The organism is Streptomyces sp. NPDC057136, assembly GCF_042670885.1.
Lineage (GTDB): Bacteria > Actinomycetota > Actinomycetes > Streptomycetales > Streptomycetaceae > Streptomyces.
On record NZ_JBHUUV010000025.1, the window covers coordinates 96,720 to 119,704 of the forward strand.

15 protein-coding genes and 1 pseudogene are annotated in these 22,985 nt (G+C 71.9%); 4 read left to right on the top strand and 12 right to left on the bottom strand.

Going from position 1 to position 22,985, the window contains the following annotated elements; translation table 11 throughout:
• Positions 1-6 precede the first annotated feature (6 nt).
• The 5 genes from ACFT7S_RS26395 to ACFT7S_RS26415 all read right to left on the bottom strand — a co-directional run bounded on the left by ACFT7S_RS26395 (position 7) and on the right by ACFT7S_RS26415 (position 11,373).
• Positions 7-4,410 (bottom strand): trypsin-like peptidase domain-containing protein, encoded by a 4,404-nt coding sequence (locus ACFT7S_RS26395; RefSeq protein WP_382735944.1) that lies wholly within the window; start codon positions 4,408-4,410, stop codon positions 7-9.
• Positions 4,411-4,512: 102 nt separating this feature from the next.
• Positions 4,513-8,820 (bottom strand): trypsin-like peptidase domain-containing protein, encoded by a 4,308-nt coding sequence (locus ACFT7S_RS26400; RefSeq protein WP_382735946.1) that lies wholly within the window; start codon positions 8,818-8,820, stop codon positions 4,513-4,515.
• A 2-nt stretch (positions 8,821-8,822) separates the two neighbouring features.
• The gene (locus ACFT7S_RS26405) at positions 8,823-9,209 is read right to left on the bottom strand and encodes a CU044_2847 family protein (protein WP_382735948.1); all 387 of its coding nucleotides are present in this window, start codon (positions 9,207-9,209) and stop codon (positions 8,823-8,825) included.
• 197 nt (positions 9,210-9,406) lie between these two features.
• The gene (locus ACFT7S_RS26410) at positions 9,407-10,363 is read right to left on the bottom strand and encodes a class I SAM-dependent methyltransferase (protein ID WP_382735950.1); all 957 of its coding nucleotides are present in this window, start codon (positions 10,361-10,363) and stop codon (positions 9,407-9,409) included.
• 20 nt (positions 10,364-10,383) lie between these two features.
• Positions 10,384-11,373 (bottom strand): AraC family transcriptional regulator, encoded by a 990-nt coding sequence (locus tag ACFT7S_RS26415; protein ID WP_382735952.1) that lies wholly within the window; start codon positions 11,371-11,373, stop codon positions 10,384-10,386.
• 81 nt (positions 11,374-11,454) lie between these two features.
• Here ACFT7S_RS26415 and ACFT7S_RS26420 point away from each other — a divergent pair, with 81 nt between their 5' ends.
• On the top strand, positions 11,455-12,306 hold the full coding sequence (locus ACFT7S_RS26420) for an NmrA family transcriptional regulator (protein ID WP_382735954.1): 852 nt from the start codon (positions 11,455-11,457) through the stop codon (positions 12,304-12,306).
• A 25-nt stretch (positions 12,307-12,331) separates the two neighbouring features.
• Here the strand turns inward: ACFT7S_RS26420 and ACFT7S_RS26425 are convergent, their stop codons facing one another.
• The gene (locus ACFT7S_RS26425) at positions 12,332-13,072 is read right to left on the bottom strand and encodes a class I SAM-dependent DNA methyltransferase (protein ID WP_382735956.1); all 741 of its coding nucleotides are present in this window, start codon (positions 13,070-13,072) and stop codon (positions 12,332-12,334) included.
• Positions 13,073-13,240: 168 nt separating this feature from the next.
• Between ACFT7S_RS26425 and ACFT7S_RS26430 the strand changes: the two are divergent.
• A pseudogene (locus ACFT7S_RS26430) lies at positions 13,241-13,450 on the top strand (LysR family transcriptional regulator); the annotation flags it as partial.
• Positions 13,451-13,487: 37 nt separating this feature from the next.
• On the opposite strand, the gene ACFT7S_RS26435 reads toward ACFT7S_RS26430, so the two are convergent.
• From ACFT7S_RS26435 to ACFT7S_RS26450, 4 genes are all read right to left on the bottom strand, one after another.
• Positions 13,488-13,793 (bottom strand): 4a-hydroxytetrahydrobiopterin dehydratase, encoded by a 306-nt coding sequence (locus ACFT7S_RS26435; RefSeq protein WP_382735958.1) that lies wholly within the window; start codon positions 13,791-13,793, stop codon positions 13,488-13,490.
• Positions 13,794-14,187: 394 nt separating this feature from the next.
• Entirely contained in the window at positions 14,188-16,272 is a 2,085-nt protein-coding gene (gene ligA, locus ACFT7S_RS26440; RefSeq protein ID WP_382735960.1) for an NAD-dependent DNA ligase LigA, read from the bottom strand.
• Positions 16,273-16,341: 69 nt separating this feature from the next.
• The gene (locus ACFT7S_RS26445; RefSeq protein WP_382735962.1) at positions 16,342-18,477 is read right to left on the bottom strand and encodes an alkaline phosphatase family protein; all 2,136 of its coding nucleotides are present in this window, start codon (positions 18,475-18,477) and stop codon (positions 16,342-16,344) included.
• Positions 18,478-18,574: 97 nt separating this feature from the next.
• Complete coding sequence (locus ACFT7S_RS26450) at positions 18,575-18,979, bottom strand: hypothetical protein (protein ID WP_382735964.1); 405 nt, start codon at positions 18,977-18,979, stop codon at positions 18,575-18,577.
• Between the two features lie 146 nt (positions 18,980-19,125).
• On the opposite strand from ACFT7S_RS26450, the gene ACFT7S_RS26455 reads away from it, so the two are divergent.
• The gene (locus tag ACFT7S_RS26455) at positions 19,126-19,896 is read left to right on the top strand and encodes an MBL fold metallo-hydrolase (protein ID WP_382735966.1); all 771 of its coding nucleotides are present in this window, start codon (positions 19,126-19,128) and stop codon (positions 19,894-19,896) included.
• Positions 19,893-20,537 (top strand): DedA family protein, encoded by a 645-nt coding sequence (locus tag ACFT7S_RS26460; RefSeq protein ID WP_382735972.1) that lies wholly within the window; start codon positions 19,893-19,895, stop codon positions 20,535-20,537. The genes ACFT7S_RS26455 and ACFT7S_RS26460 overlap by 4 nt, the downstream gene beginning before the upstream one ends.
• Here ACFT7S_RS26460 and ACFT7S_RS26465 read toward each other — a convergent pair.
• Positions 20,531-21,553, bottom strand: a complete 1,023-nt coding sequence (locus tag ACFT7S_RS26465) for an MBL fold metallo-hydrolase (protein WP_382735968.1) — start codon at positions 21,551-21,553, stop codon at positions 20,531-20,533. The two genes, ACFT7S_RS26460 and ACFT7S_RS26465, sit on opposite strands and share 7 nt — an antisense overlap.
• A 12-nt stretch (positions 21,554-21,565) precedes the next feature.
• Entirely contained in the window at positions 21,566-22,792 is a 1,227-nt protein-coding gene (locus tag ACFT7S_RS26470; RefSeq protein WP_382735970.1) for an aminotransferase class I/II-fold pyridoxal phosphate-dependent enzyme, read from the bottom strand.
• Between the last annotated feature and the right edge of the window lie 193 nt (positions 22,793-22,985).

The following is a 22,985-nucleotide window of genomic DNA, read 5'->3' on the forward strand; positions in this document are numbered from 1 at the left end:
ATGGCCTCACTCGTCCTCGGCACACGGTTTCCGTGTGCTCGGCTCAACGGGGAGGACGTCCATTTCCTCGGGCGTGAACTCGCGGTGGCCGATGATGTCGCACAGCTCGCTGTACCACCGGCCCGGGCTGAGGTGGAGCGGCCCGCCACTGCCGTCCGGGCCGATATGGATCACGGTGCTGCCGTCTCCGGAGGCACCCATGAAGGCGTGTTCCCCGTCCAGGGTGCTGTCGCGCGGGCCGGTGAACGAATAGAAGGATTCGTAGCCGCGTTCGCCGATCCGGTAGATCCGTACGGAATTGTTCGCCGCGATGAGATAGCGGCCGTCACCTTCCAGGAAGCCGGCGGCGTACGGCGTGGACGACGACTCCGCGATGCTGCGCAGCGGACCGATCTCCTTGCGCGGCGGGTTGCCGCGCCGCCACAGCTCTAACACCGCGCCCCGGCGCAGAATCGCGAAGTACTTGCCGCTCCTGTCGAAATGGGCGGCGAGAATGTCGTCGCCAGTCTTCACGGTGTCGGTCGTACGTCCGGTGGTGATGTCGACAATGTGGATTCCGGGCCTGCCCAGAACCATGACGGTGATCCGGTCCGGCGCAGGATACGCGCCGATCATCACCTCCGCGTCCGTGTCACCGCCGGCCCGGGAGCGGAGCGTTGCGGCGTCGAACCGCGCGAGCCGCTTGCCGGTGCGCGCGTCCCACTGCTCCACGACGTTCCCCGCGACAGTGATCAGCTTTCCGCTGTGGTCGAAGAAGTAGGTGAAGTCCCACTTCGGCTTTTCGTCGTCGCCGTTCCCGTCGAGGCTGATGTCACCGATCGACGGCGGGGTGACTGCCATCGGTGGAGGTTCGGTGGTGGTCACGGTCGCTGTCCGGCGCAGGGTGGTGGCGTCGCGGACGGTGACGATGTTCCTGCCCTCGCGGTCGGCGACGAGCCGTCCGCCGTGGTCCAGGGCGAGCGACTCACCGCGGTCCGGCACCCAGTAGGGCTTGCGGCGGGAGGCATCGGCGAGCACGCGGTCGCTGTCCTTCCGCGCATGGTGCACCTGCATACGGGAGCCGTCCGCCAGGACGCTGATCGTGTACTTGCCGTCGTGAGTGAGCAGTTGCTGGCTGACGTCGGCGAACCAGTAGCCGGGGCGCAGCTGGACGAAGCCGATCAGCGACGCGTCTTGGCGGACGTAGTAGAGCCCGCCACCCGACTCCACGAGCACCGGGCTGCTCGTGGCCCCCGAGGAGGCCGCGGCAGGCAGGGCATTGCGGGAGACGACCTCGCCGCTGTGCATGTCCACGACGGTAAGGCCCTTGAGGGAGTTGAGGGCGACCCGGCGCCCGGAGCCGTCGACGGCCTGCACCATGCAGATGTCCGACGCGAAGTCCTTGTCCTTCTCCCGGTAGGCGCGTCCCTGCCGGGCGCCGTCCTGGACCCGGTGGAGGGTCACCTCGGTGGTCTTGCCCCGCACGTGACACAGGACTGCCGTGGTCCGGTCGCCGGAGAGCCGGATCTGGTCCGCGTCGGCCCGCACCACCAGTCGGCTTCTGCCGGTCACGAGGTCGAGGGCGAGCAGACTGGCCTTCTCCCCCTGTCCGAACGCGCGGAACCGCTTGTACACCGGCACCAGCAGCGTCCGGTTGTCGGCGGCCGGCCACAGTCTGAATTCCATGCCCTTGGGCGCCGGGAGGTTTCCGGCAAGGGCGCTGTGCGGGCCGCTGTCCAGGTTCCACCACACGATGCGCTTGTGGGCGTGGGCGACGATCATCCTGCCGTCGAGCGACATCGAGGGGGTGACCGTGTCGCTCCAGTTCGTGCCGGTGCCGGGGGCGTCGGGGAGTCTGTGCAGTGGGCCCGCGGGGTGCTCCGCGTCGGCGCGCACCTCGAACCACACGGCTTTCCCGTCGTACTGGAAGTACGCGGCGCGCTTCCCGTCGGCCGAGACCATGACGTACTGGACCTCGTCGCTGGAGGGCACCTGCACGCTGCGCACCCGCCCGGTCAGGGCGTGCACGAACAGGGTGGCTCCAGAGCGCTCGGACGCCGCCAGGACCACGTTGCCGTCCCGGCTCTTGGCGAAGATGCTCCCCCCGAGATTGCCGGAGAGCACCCGGTCGTAGTCCTTGTACTGGAGGTACTGCCGCATCAACTCGTTCTTGGCCTCCTGCGTCGGGGACTTGTCGTACGCGGCGAGCGAGAGCAGCGCGGCGCGGGCAGGATCGGCGCCCGTCGACTCCTGTGCGGTTCGGGCGAGGGCGCGTGAGCCGCCGAGGGCTGCGCGCTCCTGGCTGATGCGGCTTTCCGTGACGAAGAGTGTGCCGAGCACCACGGCGAACGCCAGGGCCGTGGCAAGCCCGGAGAACAGGGCTGTGCGAACGAGGGCCCGGGTGCGGCGGTGGGCCCGGCCGGCCGTCAGGTAGTCCCGCTCGGCCTCGCTCAGAGCCGCGTCCCGGTCCGGCAGCCAGCGCTTGGCGCCGGCCATCGCCACGGTGGTCGGCAGGTGATCGGTGGCGCGTTCCGCCTGCTGCCAGCGGTCCATTTCGTGCCGTACGGATTCCCGCCACCCGAGGAAGGAGCGGTCCTCGGCCACCCACGCGGCCAGCTTTCCCCATGCGCCGATCAGCGCCTCGTGCGTGAGCTCCACCGTCTCCGTGCCCTCCGCGCTGCGGTCGGTCACGAGGAGCCGGGTGTGCGCGGCGAGCCGCTGGGCGATGCGCCACTGCTCCTCGCTGAGGTCGCCGCGCCGCGCGAGGCGCCGCGTCGCCACCGCGGCGCCGAGCGGCAGCCGGACGAGTTGGGTGAACAGCCGACGGGCCGCTTCCTCGTCGTGCGGCGGCACGTGCTCGGCCCAGACCCGGTCGGCGTGGTTGCCGAGCGCGCCGGTGACACCGCCGAGTTCGTCGTATGTCCGGTTGGTGAGCACGCCGTCCTCCTGCCGCTGCCACAGCAGGTCGAGGGTGAGGGCGAGGAGCGGCAGCACGCCTGGTTCGGTGCCGGTGTCCTCGAGGATGCGTTCGTCCAGGCGGGTCTCGTAGGACACCCCGGGGAGGTTGTGGACAGGTCTGGTCACGATGTCGCGCAGCCCGTCCTCGCCCAGCGGGCGAAGCGCGTGGAGGTGCCGGCCGGCGACGGGCCCGAGGCGCGGGTGGGCGAGTACGGGTTCGAGGAAGTCGGCGCGCAGGGTGGTCAGCACCCGGACCGTGGGCGGCAGGGCGTCCTGGTCGAACAGCACGTCGGCCAGTTCGTTCACGGCGTCCGGAGGCTGCTGGAGCAGCTCCTCCAACTGGTCGACGACGATGAGGAGTCGGCTGCCGCGCCCGAGTTCGAGCAGGCGCGCCGCCGTCCCGGACAGGCCCTGTTCCTTGAGTTCGCCGGACAGTTGGGGTATCCGCGCCAGCCGGCGGGTCTCGGGCAGGTCGGGCTCGGTGAGCGGCAGCAGCGCGGCGGCGAGGGCCGACAGAGGGCTGCTCCCGGACGCGGGCCGCACCACGACCACGGATGCACCTTTCGCGCGCAGTCGTGGTGCCACTCCGGCCAGGGCGAGCGATGACTTGCCGCCGCCCGAGGGACCGACGACCGTGACCCACTGCTGTTCGTGGAGCGCCTGGGCCACCGTGTCGCTCTCGGCCCGTCTGCCGTGGAAGTTCGCAGCGTCGGTTTCCTGGAAGGCTGCGAGCCCGCGGAACGGTGAGGGCGGGAGTACGAGTGGTTCGAGTGCGGGCCGGGCTGCGAGCAGGCCGCTCGTGGGAATGGCGTAACTGACCGGCGGCTGACCGGATTCGGCCACCGCTACCATGCCGACCACACCTGCCAGCCGGTCGTCCCACACCGGGCTTCCGCTGAATCCCCTCGACACCGGGTAGCCGCTGCCCGAGAGATCGGCCTGTACCCAGCCGTTGGCCTGCCGTGCCCGTAGTACCCCCGCGTGCCAGACCCCGCCCGGGCGCCCCGCGGGCAGCCCGAAGGCCCTTATCCGGTGGCCCCAGAGGTCCTCGGCGGCCACCAGCCGCACCGGCCCCGCCCCGGGCAGCGGTGTGTCCAGCCGCAGCACCGCCACGTCGGCACCACCGAAGGACTCATCACCCGGCACCCGCGGCGGCACCCAGAGCTCGACGACAGCGGTCGAGCGCGGCGCGGCGCCGCCCGCCGCGGCGGGCACGAGGGGCAGGTCGATCCGGACGCGCGCGCCGGGTTCCTGCGGAGAGCCGGGCGCGGCCCCGAGGGCGGCGGACACCACGTGCGCACAGGTCAGGGCAAGCGTGTCGGACACCAGGAAACCGACACCGACGGGCTCTCCGCGCACGTCGAAGACGCGCAGCAGCGCCCTGTCCAGCGCCTTCGGTCCGATGCCCGCACGCCGCCGTTCGGGCCCTTCCGGCGGCGTCATGCGGCGGTCCGGGCCGAGGGCCGGTGCCATGTCGGAGTCACTGTGAAGCCGGAAACGGGAAGTTCGATCAGATACGCCATGCGGACCCCTCGCTCGGGCATCAATTGTCAGCGCTTGTCGGGCGGCCCTCCGTTACGGGCACAACCGCCGTGCATTCGTCTCCGCCGGGAGGTCGTCGAGTTCGTCGGCCGTGAACGTGCGCTGACTGACAACGCGGCACAGCTCTCGTCTCCACAGGTCCGGGTCGAGAACCAGGGCACTTCCTGCGTCGTCGTGAGAACTCTGGATCACGGTGTTCCCGTCCTTCGACACGTCCGGGAAGGAGTACGTCCCCCACTCGTAGGGTTCGCCGAACGCGTACGAGTCGTCGTAGCCCCGTTTCCCGATCCGGTAGATCCGTACGGCGTTTTCGGCGGCGATCAGGTAGCGGCCGTCCTCGAGGAAGACGGCGCGGTACGGAGTGCTGTCGTTACCGATGGCGCTCAGCGGGCCGATCGCCTTGCGCGGCGGGTCGCCGCGCTGCCACACCTCCAGACCCGTGCCGCGGCGCATGACCGCGAAGTTCCTGCCGCTGCGGTCGAACTGGACGGAGAGGACGCCGTCACCGGTCCGCACCCGATCCGTGGTCCGTCCGTCCGTGATGTCGACAACGCGGATGCCGGGCCGTCCCTCAACGATCACGGAGATCTTGTTCCGGGCCGGGTACGGGCCGACCGTCACGGGCGCGTCCGGGGCGCCGTCGGGCCGCAGGGCGCCGGCGTCGAAGCGGGCGAGCTGCCGACCCGTACGCGCGTCCCACTGCTGGACGACACTGCCGGAGACCGTCAGCAGGCGGCCGGTCCGGTCGAAGTAGTAGCGGAACTCGTACTCCGACAGGTGCCGGCTGAGCGCCCCGCCGGCATCCAGGTCGCTGACCATAAGGGGGCCCGGCCTTCTCTTCGGCGGCCTGGGGGTGGTCACGGTGGCCACCTTCCGCAGCGTCGACGTGTCGCGGACGACCACCACGTTCCTGGCCTCGCGATCGGCGACGAGCCCGCCGGCCGGGTCGAGGGCGAGCACGTCGGTCTCCTGGGGCACCCAGTACGGCTTCGCGCGAGGTGCCTGCGCGACGACGCGCCCGCTGTGCTCCGGAGCCGCCGGGCGCAGTTCCAGCCGGGAGCCGTCCTCCAGGACACTGATCGTCCGCTTCCCGTCGACGGTGAGCCGGTGCTGCGCGGCCTCCGGCAGCGGCTTGCCGGGGGCCAGTTGCACGAAGGCGATCATCGACTCCTGATGGCCCGCGTAGGAGAGCTTGCCGTGCGACTCCACGAGGAAGGGGGCGGGCAGGAGGTCCTCCGAGGATCCCATCAAGGTCACGCTGGAGATCGTCTCGCTGCTGTTCATGTCCACGACGCGCAGTCCGTTGCCCCAGCCGAGTGCGACGCGCCGACCCGCCGCGTCGACGGCGTTCACCGTGCACTGGTCGGCGGCGTTTTCGTCGCCCCCCTCACGGTAGGGGCGGCCGATGCCGGCTCCGTCGGAGGTCCGGTGGCGGCTGACGACGACCAGCCTGATTTCCTGGCGGCAGACGACTGCGGTCCGGCGATCCCCGGACATGTAGATGCTGTCGGCGCCGGACAGGAGTTCCGTGGCGCGGCCGGTGGCCATGTCGACGGACAGCAGGCTGTGCTCACCCGACGCCTCGTATGCCGTGGCGAGCAGCGTCCGCCCCTCCGGGCCGATCCAGAGGTCGGTGGACATGTTCTTGGGTGCGGGCACGTCACCGGCGAGGGTGCCGCTGCCCAGGTTCCACCACACCAGGCGGTCCCGGACCCGTGCGGTGAACATCCGGCCGTCCGCCGACATTGAGGAAGGGACCGCCGAGCTGTCCCAGCCGATGCCGATGCCCGGCGCGTCGGGCAGTCTGTGCACCGGGCCGAGGAGGCCGTCGGCGTCGGCGTCCACGTCGAACCACACCGCCTTGCCGTCCGCCTGGATGTAGGCGACGCGCTTCCCGTCCGCCGACACCGCTACGTGGAGGACCTGCCCGGTCGCGGGCACCTGTGCGCTGCGCACGGGCCCGGAGGTTGCCCCGACGTACAGCGTGGCCCGCCCCAGTTCCGAGACGGCCAGCACGACGTCGCCGTCCCGGCTGGCGGTGAAGGTCCTGACCGTGCCCAGCATGCCGGACAGCACCCGGTCGTAGCCCTCGTACCGCAGGTACTGCCGAAGCAGTTGGTTGCGGGCCTCCTGCGTCGGTGCGGTCCGGTGGGCGGCCAGGGCCATCAGCACGCCGAGGGCCGGATCGGTGCTCGTCTCGTCCTCCGCGGCCAGTGCGAGGGCGCGGGACGCTGAGGACGCCGCGCGTTCCTGGCTCTCCTGCCGCGTGGCGAAGAACACCGACAGGGCCACCAGGACCAGCAGCAGGGCGAGACTGATTCCCGAGAGCACGGCCCGTCGCCGACGGACTCCTGAGCGGCGTTGGATGTGCCCGGCGTCCAGGTAGTGCCGTTCGACGTCGGTCAGTTCGTCGTAGCGCTCACGCAACCACCTTTCGGAATCGGTGAGTTGTGTGGTCGTGGGTAGCATCTGCGGAGCACGCTTGGCGTGCTCCCAGCGATCCAGGTCCTGTTGCAGCGAGGCCCGCCATTCCAGGAACGCCCGGTCTCCCGTCGTCCAGCCGGCCAGTCTGTCCCACTCGCTGATCAGAGCCTCGTGCGCGAGCTCGACCGACTCGGTGCCCTCGGCGCTGCGACCGGTCACCAGCAGCCGCGTCCCCGCGAGCCGCTGGGCGATGCGCCACTCCTCGGCGCCCAGTTCGGTGCGGAGCACCATGCGGCGCGTCGGTGCGGGCATGCCCGTCGGGAACCGGACGAGCCGGGTGAACAGCCGTCTGGCCGCCTCCTCGTCCTCCGGTGGCACGCAAGCGGCCCAGACCCGGTCTGCGTGGACGCCCAATGCGCCGGAGACACCGCCGAGTTCCTCGTACGCCCGGTGCGTCAGTAGGCCGTTCTCCTGCCGCCGCCACAACAGGTCGAGGGTGAGGCCGAGGAGCGGCAGTTCGCCGGGTCCCGGGCCGATGTCGGCGAGGATACGCTCGGCAAGCTGGGGTTCGTAGGACACCCCGGGAACGGACTCGACGGGTACGTTCACCACCTCGCGCAGGCGTCCCGGGTCCAGCGGAGCGAGCGCGTGCAGGTGCCCGCCGACTTCCGGACCGAACCGCGGATGGGCCAGCACCGGCTCCAGGAAGTCGGCGCGCAGCGTGATCAGCATGCGGACGGTGTCCGGCAGCGGGTCGCCCATGAACAGATCGGCGAACTCGTCCGCGGAGGCCGGCGCAAGACCGAGGACCTCCTCGAACTGGTCCACCACGACGAGCAGTCCGCTGCCGCCCCGGAGTTCCAGCAGTCGTGCCACGACGTTCGCCGGGCCCTGCCCGCGCAGCAGAGCGGCGAGTTCCGCGATCCGGTCCGGCCGCTCGGCCTCGGAAAGGTCGGGTTCCAGGAGCGGCAGTAGCGCCGCCGCGAAGGCCGACAGCGGACTGCTTTCGGCCGCCAGCCGCAGGACCACCACCAAGGCGCGTTCCGCGCGCAGGCGTGGTGCCACGCCTGCCAGGGCGAGCGACGACTTGCCGCAGCCCGAGGGGCCGACGACCGTGACCCGGCGCTCGACGGCCAGCGCCCGCGCCACCTCGTCGCTTTCTGTCTGTCTGCCGTGGAAGATCGCCGCGTCGGCCTCCTGGAAGGCCGCGAGTCCGCAGAACGGCGACGGTGGGAGCACGAGCGGGCTCAGTTCGGGCCGGGCCGCCAGCAGACCGCTCGTGGGGATCAGGTAACTGACCGGCGGCTGCCCGGACTCGGCCACCGCGACCATGCCGACCACACCCGCCAGCCGGTCGTCCCACACCGGACCCCCGCTGAACCCTCTCGACACCGGATATCCGCTGCCCGCGAGATCCGCCTGCACCCAGCCGTCCGCCTGACGCGCACGCAACACCCCCGCATGCCAGACCCCGCCCGCACGCCCCGCGGGCAGGCCGAACGCCCGTACCCGGTGGCCCCACAGTTCCTCCGCGGCCACCAGCCGCACCGGCCCCGCCCCAGGCAGCGGAGTCTCCAGCCGCAGCACCGCAATATCCGCGGCACCGGAAGACTCGCCACCCGACGCCCGCGGCGGCACCCAGAGCTCGACGACCGCGGTCGAGTACGGCGCGGCGCCGCCCGCTGGGGCGGGCACGAGGGGCAGGTCGATCCTGACGCGCGCGCCGGGTTCCGGCGGAGTGCCGGGCGGGGCCCCAAGGGCAGCTGACACCACATGCGCGCAGGTCAGGGCAAGCGTGTCAGACACCAGGAAGCCGACACCGACGGGTTGTCTCCGCGCGTCGAAGACGCGCAGCACGGCCGCGTCCAGGGATTGCGGGCCGGGGACCTGCGCGCGCTGCGCCGGTAACGCGGGCACCGTCAGCCCACCGCGTCCGCGGCCGGGTCGCCGGACGGCTGATTGCGCCAGGTGAGAGTGACCTTGAAGTTGGCCTGGCCCGTCGTCCGGGAGATCACCACGTCGGCCTCGGCCGACAGGGACAGACCGAACTCGACGCCGATCTCGTCGGGTTGGCGTTCCATGTCGCGGAAACCATCCACGAAGTTCTCCGCGACCGGCCGGATCCCGGCCAGCATGTCGCTGAGCGACCGGGTCGCACGCGCCACGACCTGTCCGGGACGCGCGACCTGGACCAGACCGTCCGACGTCTCGTCGATCTGGACCTTGACGGTGCCGCTCGCGTCCGGCAGAGCGGAGCCCGCCCCCTCACCCGTACCGGACACGGGCAACTCGACCAGGTATGCCATGCTTCCCCTTCGACACGCATCGCCCGAGCTACGCACCCTAGCGCTTCCACGGTGCTTCCGGCCCTCTGATCAACCGGCGTACTCACGGCCGCTGTCCGCCGCACGAAGCGGGTGTCTTCGTGGCCCTGCTGGAAGGCGTGATCGCCGAGGCGGCCGAAGTCTCCACTCCACCCCGTGATCACAACCAGAGACAGGCTCTAGACCTTCCTGGCCAGGTGCACCGTCCGGGCCGAGAGTACGAAGACGTCTTCGCGGTGGTGCAGCCCGGCCGGGTCCTCCGGGTCGAGGAGCCGGTCGAGTACGGCGATGTCCTCGGCCGACAACCGCTCCGCGAACCCCTCACGCTGGCGGGCGAAGCTCGCGACGACATACTCGCGGGCGGTCGCGGAGAGCGGCGCCGGCAGATCGAGCAGGAAGCTGCGCGGGCCGTGCGGCTCCAGGCCGACCGCGGTGAACAGGGCGTTCCAGTCCTCGGTCTCCTGCTTGGCGTCCGGCAGGGCCGCCCTCATGTCCGCGAACCAGTCCGCGGAGACGGCGTCGAGCCGGGCCTCAAGACCTGCCCTGCCGATGCCGATGTCACGGGGCAGCTGACGGGTGGGCAGCCCACCCTCGACGAGGGCCACGGCACCGCCGGGGCGCAGCAGTCCGGCGAAGCCGGCCAGGATGCCGCGCTGGTCGCCCATGTGATGCAGGGAGTTGCCCGCCCAGATCAGATCGGCCTCCTCCAACTTCCCGAGATCGTCAGGGAGTTCGGCGTGGAGGGTCCGGACCCTGTCCCCCAGGCCGAGCCGCTGCGCACGAGCCCGCGCCCGCTCCAGGAGGGCCGGGGTGCCGTCCACGGCGACGACCTCGGCCTCCGGGAAGACCTCGGCGAGCAGACAGGTGACGACGCCGGGGCCGCTGCCGACGTCGAGGACGCGGCGCACTGTCGGGGCCGAGGGGAGACCGGCGATCCAGCGTGCGGCTTCCCGGTACTGCCCCATGCCGAGCTCGCCTTCCTGCTCCAGCCTGGGCCCCATCACGTCCCAGTCGAAGTCGACGGCGTCGTGGCCGTGTCCGTGGCTGTGCACCGCCGGTTCCGATCCCTGCTGCTGCCCGTGGGCGCCGTGGGTCCCGTGGTGTCCGTCGTGGCCGTGCTCGGTGTGCTTGGTCATGGCGTCAGCGTGCCCGGGACTCACGCCCCGGTCGAACTTTGTTGCCGGTTCGGCAAGCCGTGATCCAGGGACTCGGGCGGCCCCCCGCGGTACTCCTGCGGGCTCATGCCCCGGACGCGTTTGAAAGCGGCACTGAAGGCGAAGGAGCCGCTGTAGCCGACCTTCCGTGCCACGGCCTCCACCGTGGCGTCGGTCCCCCGCAGCAGATCGGCGGCGACGGCGAAGCGCCAGCCGGTCAGATACGCCATCGGAGGCTCCCCGACCAGTTCGGAGAAGCGGCGGGCGAGCGCGGCCCGGGAGACTCCGGTCGCTGCGGCCAGGCCTGCCACCGTCCACGGATGGGCCGGATCGTTCTGGAGCAGGCGCAACGCGTGTCCGACGACCGGGTCGCCCATGGCCACGTACCAGGCCGGAGCCTCGGCGCCTGGCCGGGCGAACCAGGTGCGAAGGCCCGCGATCAGCAGCAGATCGAGCAGCCGGTCGAGGACGACGCTCTGGCCCGGCTCGTCCTGGGAGATCTCGTCGTCGAGGAGACGCAGCAGCGGCCCTGTCCTGGCATCGGCACGCAGAACGAGCAGCGCGGGCAAGGAGTCGAGGAGCCGCCGGCTGATCTCGCCCTCCAGGAGGTAGGTCCCGACGAGCATCGTCGCCGACCCGTCGGGGGCGTTGCCCCAGGTGCGTACGCCAAGACTCATGGACTCGGCGAGCGGCTCCCCGTACAGCGTGGTGCACACGCCGCCCGGACCGATACGGGACCGCGGGGAGGTGCCGGGCACATCGGCCACCGTGTACGGCTCCGGGCCGCGCGCGATCGCGATGTCGCCGGGGCGCAGAAGGACGGGCGCCGCCCCGGCGTCGGGGACGATCCATGCCTCGCCCCGGGTCATGGACATCAGGCAGAGCGGGGCGCGGTCCTCGATCCGTACCGACCAGGGCGGCTCCATGACCATGCGGAGCAGGAAGGCGCCTCTGGCCCGTGGCCCGTCCAGCAGTCCGGCGAGTGCGTCCATGCGCGCCAGCGTAGACGCACGCGCATGGAGGCGAGACGGTCGAGGATGTCGCGGACGGGGCCGCCCGGCGAATCTTGAGTCATGACAACGAACACGGAGAACCTGAAGCAGGAAACAGTGCTGGTGACGAGCGGCACGGGCAAGACCGGCCGCCGGGTGGTGGAGCGGCTCACGGCTCTCGGAGTCCCGGTGCGGTCGGGCTCGCGCAGCGGCGGGGTGCCGTTCGACTGGGAGGACGAGTCGGGCTGGGAGGCGGCTCTGCGCGGCGCGGATGCGGCGTACGTGACGTACTACCCCGATCTCGCGGCGCCCGGCGCGGCGGAGGCCATGGAGGCCTTCGGCCGGATCGCGGCGCGGAGCGGTGTACGGAGGGTGGTGCTGCTGTCCGGTCGCGGCGAGCCGCAGGCGGTGGTCGCGGAGGAGGCGTTGCGTGCGGCGGCCCCTGGCATGGCGCTCACCGTCCTACGCTCCGCGTTCTTCACGCAGAACTTCAGCGAGGGCGCCCTGCTGGACGGGGTGCTGGGCGGCGAGCTGGTGTTCCCGGCCGGGACCACCGCCGAGCCGTTCGTGGACGCCGACGACCTGGCGGACGTGGTCGTCGCCGCGCTCGCCGGTGACAGCCAGGCGGAGGCGGTGCACGAACTGACCGGCCCCCGGCTGCTGACCTTCGACGAAGTGGCTGCGGAGATCGCGACCGTGACGGGACGTGAGATGCGGTACGTGCCGGTCAGCGGGGACGAGTACGCGGCGGGGCTGGAGGGGTACGGCATGCCTGGGCCCGAAGCGGGCTTCCTGGCCGAGTTGTTCACGATGCTGCTGGACGGGCACAACGCGGTGACGACGGACGGGGTGAAGCGCGTCCTGGGCCGGGAGCCGAAGGACTTCGGCGCTTTCGTGAAGGAGGCGGCCGAGGACGGCGCCTGGCGGGTGTGAGGGGGACGCTCGGCCCCGGGCGCGGTCAGCTGCGGCGGAAGGCCAGCAGGCGGTACGCGGGGTCGGGGCGCAGCCTGTCGGGTTCCGGCAGGCCGGTGAGCCGCATCGCGAGCCGTTCGGCCGCGTTCCCCGGCAGGGCGAGCCGCGAGGCGAACTTTCCCTGGCGCACGGCCCGCGCCGTGTCGAGCGGTGAGCGTCCCTGCCCGTGGCCGGCGAACCGCGCCTCCCCAACCTGCTCCAGGCCGTGCCGCTCCCCGTATCCGCCGACGATCTCCGCACTGTCCGAAGCGTCCGAGGTGAGGTACGGGGCGAAGAGCTCGTCGATATCGCTGCCCACATCGTGCCCGGCGTCCTTGTCGACCGTGGTGACGAAGACTCCGCCCGGTCTCAGGACCCGGGCGGCTTCCGCCACCACCTCCCGTACGGCCCCGGCGGATCTCAGCAGATGCAGCAGCCAGACCGCGGTGACGGCGTCGACCGCGGCGTCGGCCAGCGGCAGCCGCCGTACGTCGGCGAGTGTCACCGCGTCGATCCGCTGGTGCGCCATCCGCGCCATGCCCGGCGAGGCATCGGCACCGATCACCCGGAGCCCGGGGCGGCCGAGCGCTATGCGCTCGGTCACCAGCCCCGTACCGCAGCCGATGTCCAGCAGGGTGCGGGCGGTGGGCGGGATCAGGCCGAGGACGGCGTGAGCCGCAGCCTCGGCGCGGGGCACGCCGCCGCGCGTGGTGTCGTAGACCGCTGCCTCGATGTTGTAGTCCAGCACATGAATGACTGTAGGACACAGGCCTGACATCGCAGGACAGAAAGGACTCGCACGTACTGCCGCCGTGTCACCGTGGCCATAACTTGCGGTCATGGAGCTGGAGTTACGCCATCTGCGGACCGTACGGGCCATCACCGACACCGGAAGCCTCACCAAGGCCGCCGCCTCCCGACGCCGGGGCTCGTGACCCGGCCGATCGCCGGTGCGCCGCTGAGCTGGCGTCATCTGCTCGGCTGGCATCCGCGTTCACCGGCCGCCGGCGGTGCGGCCGCTGTGGTGAGCGGGCACGCCAGGGCGGCGTACGCGGAGGCGGTAGAGCGCAGCGACAGCTATACGGGATGGCTCGCCGCGCATCCCTCGTTCGGCGCCGCGCCCTGAGCCACGACCGCGCTTGGCAGAGGGCGCGGCGCCGGTTTCACCGGGCGCCGTGTGCCGGGGCGATGGCCTCCACCCGCGCCGCCAGTGTCAGGTCCTTCTCTGTGACGGCGCCGCCCGCGGAGTGGGTGTTCACGGACAGACCGACGGTGTTGTAGCCGAGCGTGAGATCCGAGTGGTGACCGAGCTCCTCCTGGATCTGCGCGACATGGACGGTCAGGGCGGCGGCGGCGAAGTGCGAGGGAAGCCGGTAACCGCGGGCGATCCGGTCCCCCTCCAGCGCCCAGCCGGGCAGATCACCCAGCCGTGCCTCGATCTCTTCCTGCGACAGCGGCTCATCGGCCATGACACGGCTCCCTACCGGCGACGGGCGGATCAACAGTGCCCGTGACGTTACGGTGCCCGTGCGACACCTGCCGTGAGTGACACGGCGACGGCGTCAGACCCTGGCTCCGTTGTCGAGCGGGCCGCGGCGCGCCGCCGGGGCCATCCGGCGCTTGGATGTACGGACCGGCGGCGGTGCCTTGCTGCTCCTTTCGCCTGCACGTCTGTGCACACCCAGCATGGTCCGAAGAGGTCACCCACCAGCCGAGCCCCACCGCCCAGAGAAGGGCATTACTCTGACGTCCGTCCACCGGCCCATGGCTACACCACCGGATTGAAACCCGACCACCGCGAAGAGTCCCGCAGCCCGCCTGCCCCCAGCTGCCAGTGGCAGGGAATCAAAGAAGTTCCGCCCGTCACACCTCCGTGGCCAAGAACGCTTCAACCAGCTCGGCGAACTCGTCGGGCGCCGCGATCCGGACACCGAGATCCTCCGCCTTGGTGCGCTTGGACCCGGCCTTCTCCCCCGCGACCAGGAGGCTCGTCCGCTTGGAGACGCTGGACGAGGACTTCCCGCCCGCCCGCTCGATCAGCTCGTTCATCTGGTTGCGTGACAGCTTCTCCAGCGGGCCGGTCATGGCCCCGGTGACGACCACGGTCATCCCGTCGAGAGGCAGCTCCGACCGACCTTCCGCGTCCTGTTCCGCTCCGGGCTCCGGCGGCGGCGTCGCACCGGGCTCCGTCATATTGACGCCGGCGCTCACCAGCTTCTCGATCAGCGGGGCGAGCTCCGCCAGCTCCGCGACCACGCCCGCCGCCTTCTCCTTGCCAATGCCGTCGACCAGCTGAAGCGTCTGAACGTCGGCGGTGACGATCCGGTCCATCGTGGCGAAGTACCGGGCGATACGCCGGGACATGGAGCGCCCCGTGCCGCGTACCCCGAGGGCGCAGAACACCCGGGACAGCGGACGGCTGCGGGCCGTCCCGATGGCGGCCAGCAGATTGTCGGTGGAGGTCTCGCCCATCCGGTCCAGGGCGAGCAACTGCTCGCGTTCCAGGGTGAAGAGGTCGGCGAAGTCGGCGACCAGACCGGCATCGACGAGCTGCACGACCCGGGTGGAGCCGAGGCCCTCGATATCGAGCTGGTCGCGGCCCGCCGCGTACGAAACGGAGGCGACCAGGCGGCAGTTGCGCCCGCGCGTGCACCGCCAGCGCTGCTCGCTGGTGTCGATCTCGGAGTCGCACTGCGGGCACGTCCGCGGAAACTCGATCGGCTGTTCCTCGCCGGTCCGCAGGTGAGCTACGGGGGCCTCGATGCGGGGGATGATGTCGCCCGCCTTGTAGACCATCACCCGGTCACCCAGGCGCAGATCACGCCGGGTGATGTCGGCCGGGTTGTGCAGGGTCGCGAAGCTGACGGTCGATCCGTCGATCTCGACCGGCTCCAGAACGGCGCGCGGCGCGATGATGCCGGTACGGCCGACATTCCACTCGACGCCCAGGAGGCGGGTGACCTTCTCGACGGCCGGGAGCTTGTACGCGATGGCCCAGCGCGGCGCCCGCGTACCGGACCCGGCCTCCCGCTGGTCGGCGGCCAGATCCGCCTTGATCACGATGCCGTCGATCCCGAACGGCAACGAGGCGCGCAGCGCGGCGACTTCCTCGACCCTGGCCTGCACCTCATCGGCCGTGGTGACGGTGCGCGGCGCCACGGCCGTGTCCGCCGCGGTGTGCACGCCGAGCCCGGCGACGTACGCGAGGACCTCGCTGTGCGGGAGTTCGGCCAGGGCGGCGGTCAGTTCGCCGGAATGGGGCAGCGGGAGCGCGCCGTACGCGAAGAACGTCATCTCGACGCGGTAGGGCCGGTCCTTGGCCCGGAGTGTGCCTGCCGCCCCGTTGCGCGGGTTGGCGAAGGGGGCGCCGCCGTGCTCCGTACGCACCGTGTTGGCCTGTTCGAACTGCTCGTTGGTCATGAGGACCTCGCCGCGCACCTCGATCGTCACCGGTGAGCCGAGCTGCTCGGGCAGACCTATGACGGTGCCGATCGCATGCGACACGTCCTCGCCCGCCGTGCCGTCGCCGCGGGTGATCAGCCGGTCGAGCCTGCCCTCGTGGTAGCGCGCGGCGATGGCCAGCCCGTCGAGCTTCGGCTCCACGCTCCAGGCGGCGACGGATCTGCCGATGCGCCGCTCCAGGGACGCGGTCCAGGTGACGAACTGCTCGGCCGAGAACACGTTGTCCAGGGAGAGCATGGGGACGGTGTGCGGTACGTCCCCGATGGCGGCGCCGCCCGCGACCTTGCCCGTGGGGGACGCGTCCAGCACCTCCTGGGGGTGCTCGGCCTCGTAGGCGGCGATCTCCCGCACCAGGCGGTCGTACGCGTCGTCGTCGAGCGTGCTCTCGCCCGTGGCGTAGTACGCGGCGGCGGCCTGCGCGGCCTGGTCGACAGCGGCGGCGTACGCGGGCGCGTCGGCGAGCACAACAGCTGAGTTCGTCGTCATGCCCCCATCCTGCCGCCCACCACTGACAATGCCCCTGAGCCGCCCGCGCACAGCGGCCAAGGCCGCCCCTCAGCCCAGCGCGCCGGGCACGGCGTCGCCCGCGGACGGCCGTTCCTCGTCCACAGCAGGGGCTGGGGCGACATCCGGGGCCAGCGGCACCTGCGGTCCGGACGCCTCGCGCAGCCAGCACGCCAGGACCCGGTGCACGGACTCGGCGCCCACCAGTGTTCCCACGGCGTCCACGGCGTCGAGTGGATCGGTCATCCCGGAGGGCCAGAGCAGGAACGGCCGCGACTGTTCCCCGCCCAGCCCGCCGTGCGAGCCGATCTGTTCCTCGAAGGCGTGCACGTTCCCCGTGCCCGGGTCGTACATCGAGTTGACCATGACATCGGCGACATGCGGAAAGGTGTCGGTCCGCCGCACCGCGTCCGCCGCATCGGGACCGAACACGGCGAGCGGCCCTTCCCCGTCCTTCACCTCCGACACCGGGATCTCGCAGCCGGCACCCAGCACCACGGACCCGTGCTCCTCGCTCCGTACGAGCAGGAAGCCGACCCCCGGATGGTTGGCGAGCGTCCCCAGCAGCGCCGGGTGGCGGCGGTCGATCTGTTCGCGCGAGGCACGTCCGGCGATGTCCGGGAAGGACAGCAGCCCGAGGTTGCCCGAAGCGAGCACGACCGGGTCGGAGCGTTTGGCGGGGTGCTCGGCCTCCCCCGCCTCGACGGGCCTGTGCAGGGCGGTCCGGACCGCGTCACGGGCCTCCGAACCACTCTTCGTACGCTGCGCCCGCCGGGGCACGGGCAGTCCGCAGCCCGCCCGCACCAGGTCCTTCAGGGTCAGCCCGTACTTTCCGGCGAAGGTTTCGCCGGGGCTCTGGCCGTGGTCGGAGAGGAGCACGATCCGGTAGGTGCGCGGGGCCTGTTCGGCGACCTTCGTGATGAGGGCGAGGGAGCGGTCGAGCCGTTCGAGTACCTTCTCCGCGTCGCGGCTGTGCGGCCCCGAGTGGTGCGCGACCTCGTCGTACGCGACGAGGTCGGCGTAGACGGCGGTGCGTCCGGCGAACATGTCGCCGATCACGGCGGCGACCACCACATCGCGTTCGATGGCCGTGGCGAAGGCCCTGATGAAGGGGTAGAGCCCGCCGCGCTTGATCCGGGGCGTCTCCTTCCGGACCCGTGAGCGCGTCGACTGGCCGATCTCTCGGCCGACCTCGGCAACGAAGGAGAGTGCGGTACGCACGGCGTTGGCGGGGTCGGAGAAGTACGCGAAGTACCCGGCGCGTGAGCGCCGCCCCTTGCCGCGCCGGGCGGCCATCGACAGCACGAGGGCGAGCTGGTCGGCTCCGCCGCTGAAGAGATTGCCGCGGCTCGCTCCGTCGACGGTGAGCAGACCGCCGTCGTGGGTGCGTGCGATGGCTCGGCGCTGGAGTTCGAGTGCGCTCGCGGGCCTGCTGGAGACCATGACGGTGCCGGTCTCCTTCTCGTACCACCGGAAGGCGGGCACGTCGTGGTTGCTGCCGTGCAGGATGGCCAGCTGGCTGGCCCCCGTCTGGCTCGACCAGTCCGTGTGCCACGGCATCAGCCGGTGGCCCGTCCCGCCGGTCAGCCACTGGGCGACGGTCGGCATCAGTCCGTCGGCCGCGGCCCTCGTCAGCACGTCGTGGCCGACCCCGTCGAGCTGGATGAACACCGTGCCGGGCGGGCCGCCGCGGCCGCCGTCCGCGGTGCCCGCCGTGCCCCTGCGACGGCGGCGCCGGTCAGCGAGCCGGGAGAGCCTGCGCCGGTAGGCGTCGTCGTCACGGACGGCAAGGGCGGTGGACGTCGCGGAGGCCACGGCCGACATCACCGCGGCGACGACGACCGCGGTCTCCGGATCGGCGGCGCCGCGGTCGTCCGGGATGAGGCGCAGGGCGATCAGCAGGAGCGAGCCGTTGAGGAAGAAGACCAGCGCACCCAGGACGAGTGCGGGCACGACGAGCAACGCCCGTACGAGCACGGGCCAGACCAGCGCGGAGAGCAGACCGAATGCTCCCGCGCCCCAGGCGGCGGTGAACGCGGTCTTGGTGATGCTGTCGCCGTTGTCCGACTGGAGCTGGAATTCGGGCAGGATGCCGGCGAGCGCGAGCATCGTCAGGGTGGATACCGCCCAGACCGCAAGCACCCGTATCAGGGCTCTGCCCGTCGTACGCCATCGCGCGTCTCTCACGCCGTCCACCTCACGTCCGGGCCCGGCCTGTCGTCACAGGGCCCGCAACCAGCCTTTCACAGCGGGCTTCGTACGCTCCGGCACCGAGCTGGGCGCCTCAGCAGCCGTCGTATCCGGCGGTCGGCATGGAGAGTCTGCGGTGGACGCCGGCCTTCGAGCGGGCGGTGTAGACCGGTTCCTCGAAGCCGGCCAGCTCCAGCCGTACGCCGCGCCGCTCGCACTCGGCGGTGAAGTCGGGCACCGAGGCGAGGGCCTGCGCGAGGACCCGGCCGTTGGGCGCCACGAACAGGTCGATCTCGCCACCCTCGACGTCCGCCCACAGGGCGCAGTGGTCGGACCGCAGCCGGTGGAAGCGCAGCTGCCTGGTGACGACGTACCCCTGATCGGCTGCCCAGCGGGCGCACATGGCCTGCTGGCTGCGGGTGTCGACGAGAAAAGGGTCGCCCTCGAGCTCTTCCAGTGGCGTGAGACTGGCGATGGCCGCCACCCGTACATCCTTCATGACCGGTCCCCCCGAACGCAGAGTCTGCTCGCGACCCTACCGGTCGCGGTCCGTAACGTCCCCTGCCCGAACGAAAGGCCCTAGGCTCATTGGACACGAGCGCGGATGCGTGTGCGGTGGGGCGAGCGAGGAGGCGACGCGTTCCGGTGGAGGTCACCTGGTGGGGCCATGCCACATGCACGATCGAGGATTCCGGCGTGCGCGTGCTGACCGATCCCCTCTTCGTGCGGCGCTTCGCGCATCTGCGCCGTCGTCGCGGCGCGGTGCCACCGCCGGAGGCCGCTGCCGCCGAGCTCGTGCTCGTCTCGCATCTGCACTCCGACCATCTCCATCTGCCGTCGCTGGCTCGGCTGACCCCCGGCAGCCGGCTGCTCGTGCCCACCGGGGCGGTCCGGGCCGTGCCGGGGCTGCGGGTGCTGCGACGGGTGCGGGGACTGCACATCACCGAGGTCGACGCGGGGGACGAGGTGAAGGTGGGCGACCTGCGGGTGCGCGCGGTTCCCGCACGGCACGACGGGCGCCGGCTGCCCGTCGGTCCGCACCGTTCACCGGCGCTCGGTTACGTGGTCGAGGGCGAGGCGCGTACGTATTTCGCCGGGGACACCGGCCTCTTCGACGACATGGCCGAGGCGATCGGCCCGGTCGACGTGGCGCTGCTGCCGGTCGGCGGCTGGGGCCCCTGGCTGGGGCACAACCACCTGGACGCGGCCCGCGCCGCCGAAGCGCTGACCCGGCTCAGGCCCCGCTCGGCCGTCCCCGTGCACTACGGCACGTACTGGCCGATCGGGATGGACGGCATCCGGCCGCACGAGTTCCACGCGCCCGGGGAGGAGTTCGTGCGGCAGGCCGCCCGGCTCGCCCCCGAGGTGGCGGTGCACCGGCTGGAGCACGGTGAGCGTGTGCGGCCCGCGTGGTGATCGCCGAGGTGGTCCGGCAGCTGCCGGACGAGTCGACCCAGCAGGCCGTCGGCTATCCGTCGCTGTTTCTCCTGGTGGCGCTGGGGTCCTTGGTGCCGGTGGTTCCGACGGGGGCGCTGGTGAGTTCGGCGGCCGTGGTGGCATTCCATCAGACGGCCCCGTTCTCGCTGCTCGTGGTGTTCGGGGTCGCGTCGGCCGCCGCGTTCCTCGGCGACATCTGTCTCTACTGGCTCGGGCAGCGGGGGGTGCGCTCCAAGAACGGCTCGAAGTGGCTGCGGGCCCTCAGCGACAGGGCGGCTCCGGAGCGGCTGGCGCAGGCCCAGGAGAAGCTGGGCGAGCACGGTGGCACGGTGCTCGTGCTTTCCAGGCTGGTGCCGGCGGGACGGATTCCGGTGATGCTGGCGTGCCTGCTCGGCCGGATGCCGCTGCGCAGGTTCGCCCGCGGGGACGTTCCCGCGTGTCTGGCCTGGGCCGCGACGTACCAGCTGATCGGGATTCTGGGCGGGTCCCTCTTTCCCGAGCCGTGGCAGGGCGTGGTCGCCGCGGTGGGACTGACCCTGCTGATCAGTGCGGCACCGACGGTGTGGCGCAGGCTGCGGGTGCGGTTCGGGCACGGAACCGGTGGCGCCGCAGGTCAGTGAGCGAACACCCGCGAGCCGCCGATCGGCAGGTCCCAGAGCCGGTCGCGCGCATGCCCGGCCCGCTGCCACTCGGTACGGAGCCGGGTGAGCGGTTCGAGGACCGGCTCGGCGGAGAGCAGGAACGTCGCCCAGTGCATCGGGGCCATCGCCCGGGCCCCGAGATCCTCGTACGCACGCACGGCGTCCTCCGGGTCGGTGTGCACATCGCGGAGCCACCAGCGCGGTTCGTACGCCCCGATCGGCAGCATGGCCAGGTCGAGCCCGGGAAAGCGGCGGCCGATCTCCTTGAACCAGTGCCCGTAGCCGGTGTCCCCGGCGAAGTACATCCGCTGCCCTCCGCCCTGGTCGCCGAGCACCCAGCCGCCCCAGAGGGACTGGCAGGTGTCCGTGAGGGTCCGCTTGGACCAGTGGTGCGAGGGCACGAAGTCGAAACGGACGCCGTTCAGCTCCGCCGCCTCCCACCAGTCCAGTTCCGTGACACAGGTGAAGCGGCGGCGCCTGCACCAGCGGCCGAGGCCCGCGGGGACGAACAGCGGGGTGTCCCTGGGCAGCCTGCGCAGGGTCGGGGCGTCGAGATGGTCGTAGTGGTTGTGACTGATGACGACCGCGTCGACGGGCGGGAGCTCCTCCCAGCGGACACCGACGGGGGTGATCCTGGCCGGGGTCCCGAGTATGCGGCGGGACCACACCGGGTCGGTGAGAACCGTGAGCCCTCCGATGCGCACGATCCAGCTGGCGTGACCGGCCCAGGTCACCGCGCTCGTGCCGCTGTCCGTCACGGGCAGCGGAGCGGGGGCGAACGGCAGTCGGTGGACGCCGCGCACCCCCTCGGCGTTGGGCCGCATGGCACGTTCACGGGCCAGCCGCGTCATGCCCCTGATGCCGGGCAGTGGTGAGGTGAGCCTGTCGGCGAAGGTACGGGGCCAGGCGCGGACCTCGCCCAGCGGGCGTATCGCGGTTGTGTCCGGCGCCGTGGGCCCGGTCTTCCCCAACGGGCGCTGCGTCTGTTCCGTCATCGAGCGGCTCCTTCATCGGAGTTCGTCGAGGGCGCCTGCGAACATGCTCAGCGCCTGGGCGACATGCGGCAATTTCAAGGGCTCCACCGCAGTGAGGGACTCCATCTCCTCCTCCCGGGTTGATCCGAGCAGCGGCCCGGTTCCCAGCCGCACCCGCAGCGCGCCCAGTTCGTCCCCGAATCGGTGCCCGCCCGGCGTCGGAGCGCCGAGCCGGCGCGTGAGGTACTCCTCCAGCTCCATGGAGTCCGTGACGCCCCGCGCCGCCAGCCGCGAGCGGAGCGGGCCGAGGTCCGCGTACAGATGACGGCCCGCCTGCGGGGGCCTCGCCAGGGCGCCTGCCGTGAGCACGGCGCGGTGTGCCGCGGCGGCGACGGTCGCATGCAGCTCGGCGGCCTGCCGCATCCTGAGCGTGACGGCCTCTGGTTCGCGCAGCGCGTGGGCGGCAGCCGGGGCGACGGGTCCGGCGACGAGGGCGCCGAGTGCGGTGAGGACGTCGAGCGTACGGGCACGGAATGCGGCGGCCCGCTCGGTGGCCGGGAATCTGGCGACCGCCACCGGCCAGCCGGCCGGGATCAGGGCGCCGGCCAGGTCAGAGAGCACGGTGACGTCGTCGGGGCACATCTCGGCCGGGCTGAGCAGGACCGTGTCGTGCGGCCGGTGCAGGGTGTCGCGCCAGGTCTCGTCGCTGACGATGTGCAGCCCCTCGTCGACCGCTGCCTCGCACGCCTCGCGGACGAGCTCGGGCGGGGCGACGGTGGCCGTCGGGTCGTCGACCACCGAGAGCAGCAGGAGCCGGGGCGTGCCGCCCTCGGCGCGCACCCTGCGGACGGTTTCGAGCAGGGCGAACGGATCGGGGATGCCGCCGCACTCGGCGGGGGTCGGCACGTGGTAGGCGGGGCGGCCCAGGAGCCGGGCCTGCGGCGTCCAGGAGGCGGGGCAGGGGCGCGGCATGAGGACATCGCCGCCGTGCGCCGCGATCAGCGCCAGCAGCAGGGGCTGCGCGCCGGGGGCGGCGGCGATCGCCTCCGGTGCGGTGTGCAGACCACGGCGCGCCCAGTAGACACCGGCCGCCTCACGCAGGTCGCGTCCGCCGCCGGAGGGTTCGGGGCGGGTACGAGCGGCGGCAGCGGCGAGCACGGCGGCGAGCTCCGGAAGCACGGGGAGGCCGGGGTCGGGGGCGGGCGGACCGTACCTGACGGGGCCGTGGTCCTCCCGCTGATCACGCTCGGTCCACTGCATCGGGCCTCCTCCGCCGGCGGTCCCTGTATCGCCCTCACGGCCCTTTATACGGAGGTTTCCCCCAGGCCGCCCGTCGCGTATCCCGGCCGTCCGCCTGGCCGGTGGTGGGTTGGGTGGGGCCCCTCCGGAGTGTCTCCTCGGGACGGGCGTGACACCCGGGTACGGAGGAGACGAACCCGGGTCGTACGCCCGC

Excerpts from the sequence above, each read along its gene's own strand:
- ACFT7S_RS26395 (WP_382735944.1), bottom strand. The coding sequence starts at position 4,410 with ATGGCACCGGCCCTCGGCCCGGACCGCCGCATGACGCCGCCGGAAGGG.
- ACFT7S_RS26420 (WP_382735954.1), top strand. The coding sequence starts at position 11,455 with ATGACAACGAACACGGAGAACCTGAAGCAGGAAACAGTGCTGGTGACG.
- ACFT7S_RS26415 (WP_382735952.1), bottom strand. The coding sequence starts at position 11,373 with ATGGACGCACTCGCCGGACTGCTGGACGGGCCACGGGCCAGAGGCGCC.
- ligA (WP_382735960.1), bottom strand. The coding sequence starts at position 16,272 with ATGACGACGAACTCAGCTGTTGTGCTCGCCGACGCGCCCGCGTACGCC.
- ACFT7S_RS26410 (WP_382735950.1), bottom strand. The coding sequence starts at position 10,363 with ATGACCAAGCACACCGAGCACGGCCACGACGGACACCACGGGACCCAC.
- ACFT7S_RS26470 (WP_382735970.1), bottom strand. The coding sequence starts at position 22,792 with ATGCAGTGGACCGAGCGTGATCAGCGGGAGGACCACGGCCCCGTCAGG.
- ACFT7S_RS26435 (WP_382735958.1), bottom strand. The coding sequence starts at position 13,793 with ATGGCCGATGAGCCGCTGTCGCAGGAAGAGATCGAGGCACGGCTGGGT.
- ACFT7S_RS26405 (WP_382735948.1), bottom strand. The coding sequence starts at position 9,209 with ATGGCATACCTGGTCGAGTTGCCCGTGTCCGGTACGGGTGAGGGGGCG.
- ACFT7S_RS26450 (WP_382735964.1), bottom strand. The coding sequence starts at position 18,979 with ATGAAGGATGTACGGGTGGCGGCCATCGCCAGTCTCACGCCACTGGAA.
- ACFT7S_RS26465 (WP_382735968.1), bottom strand. The coding sequence starts at position 21,553 with ATGACGGAACAGACGCAGCGCCCGTTGGGGAAGACCGGGCCCACGGCG.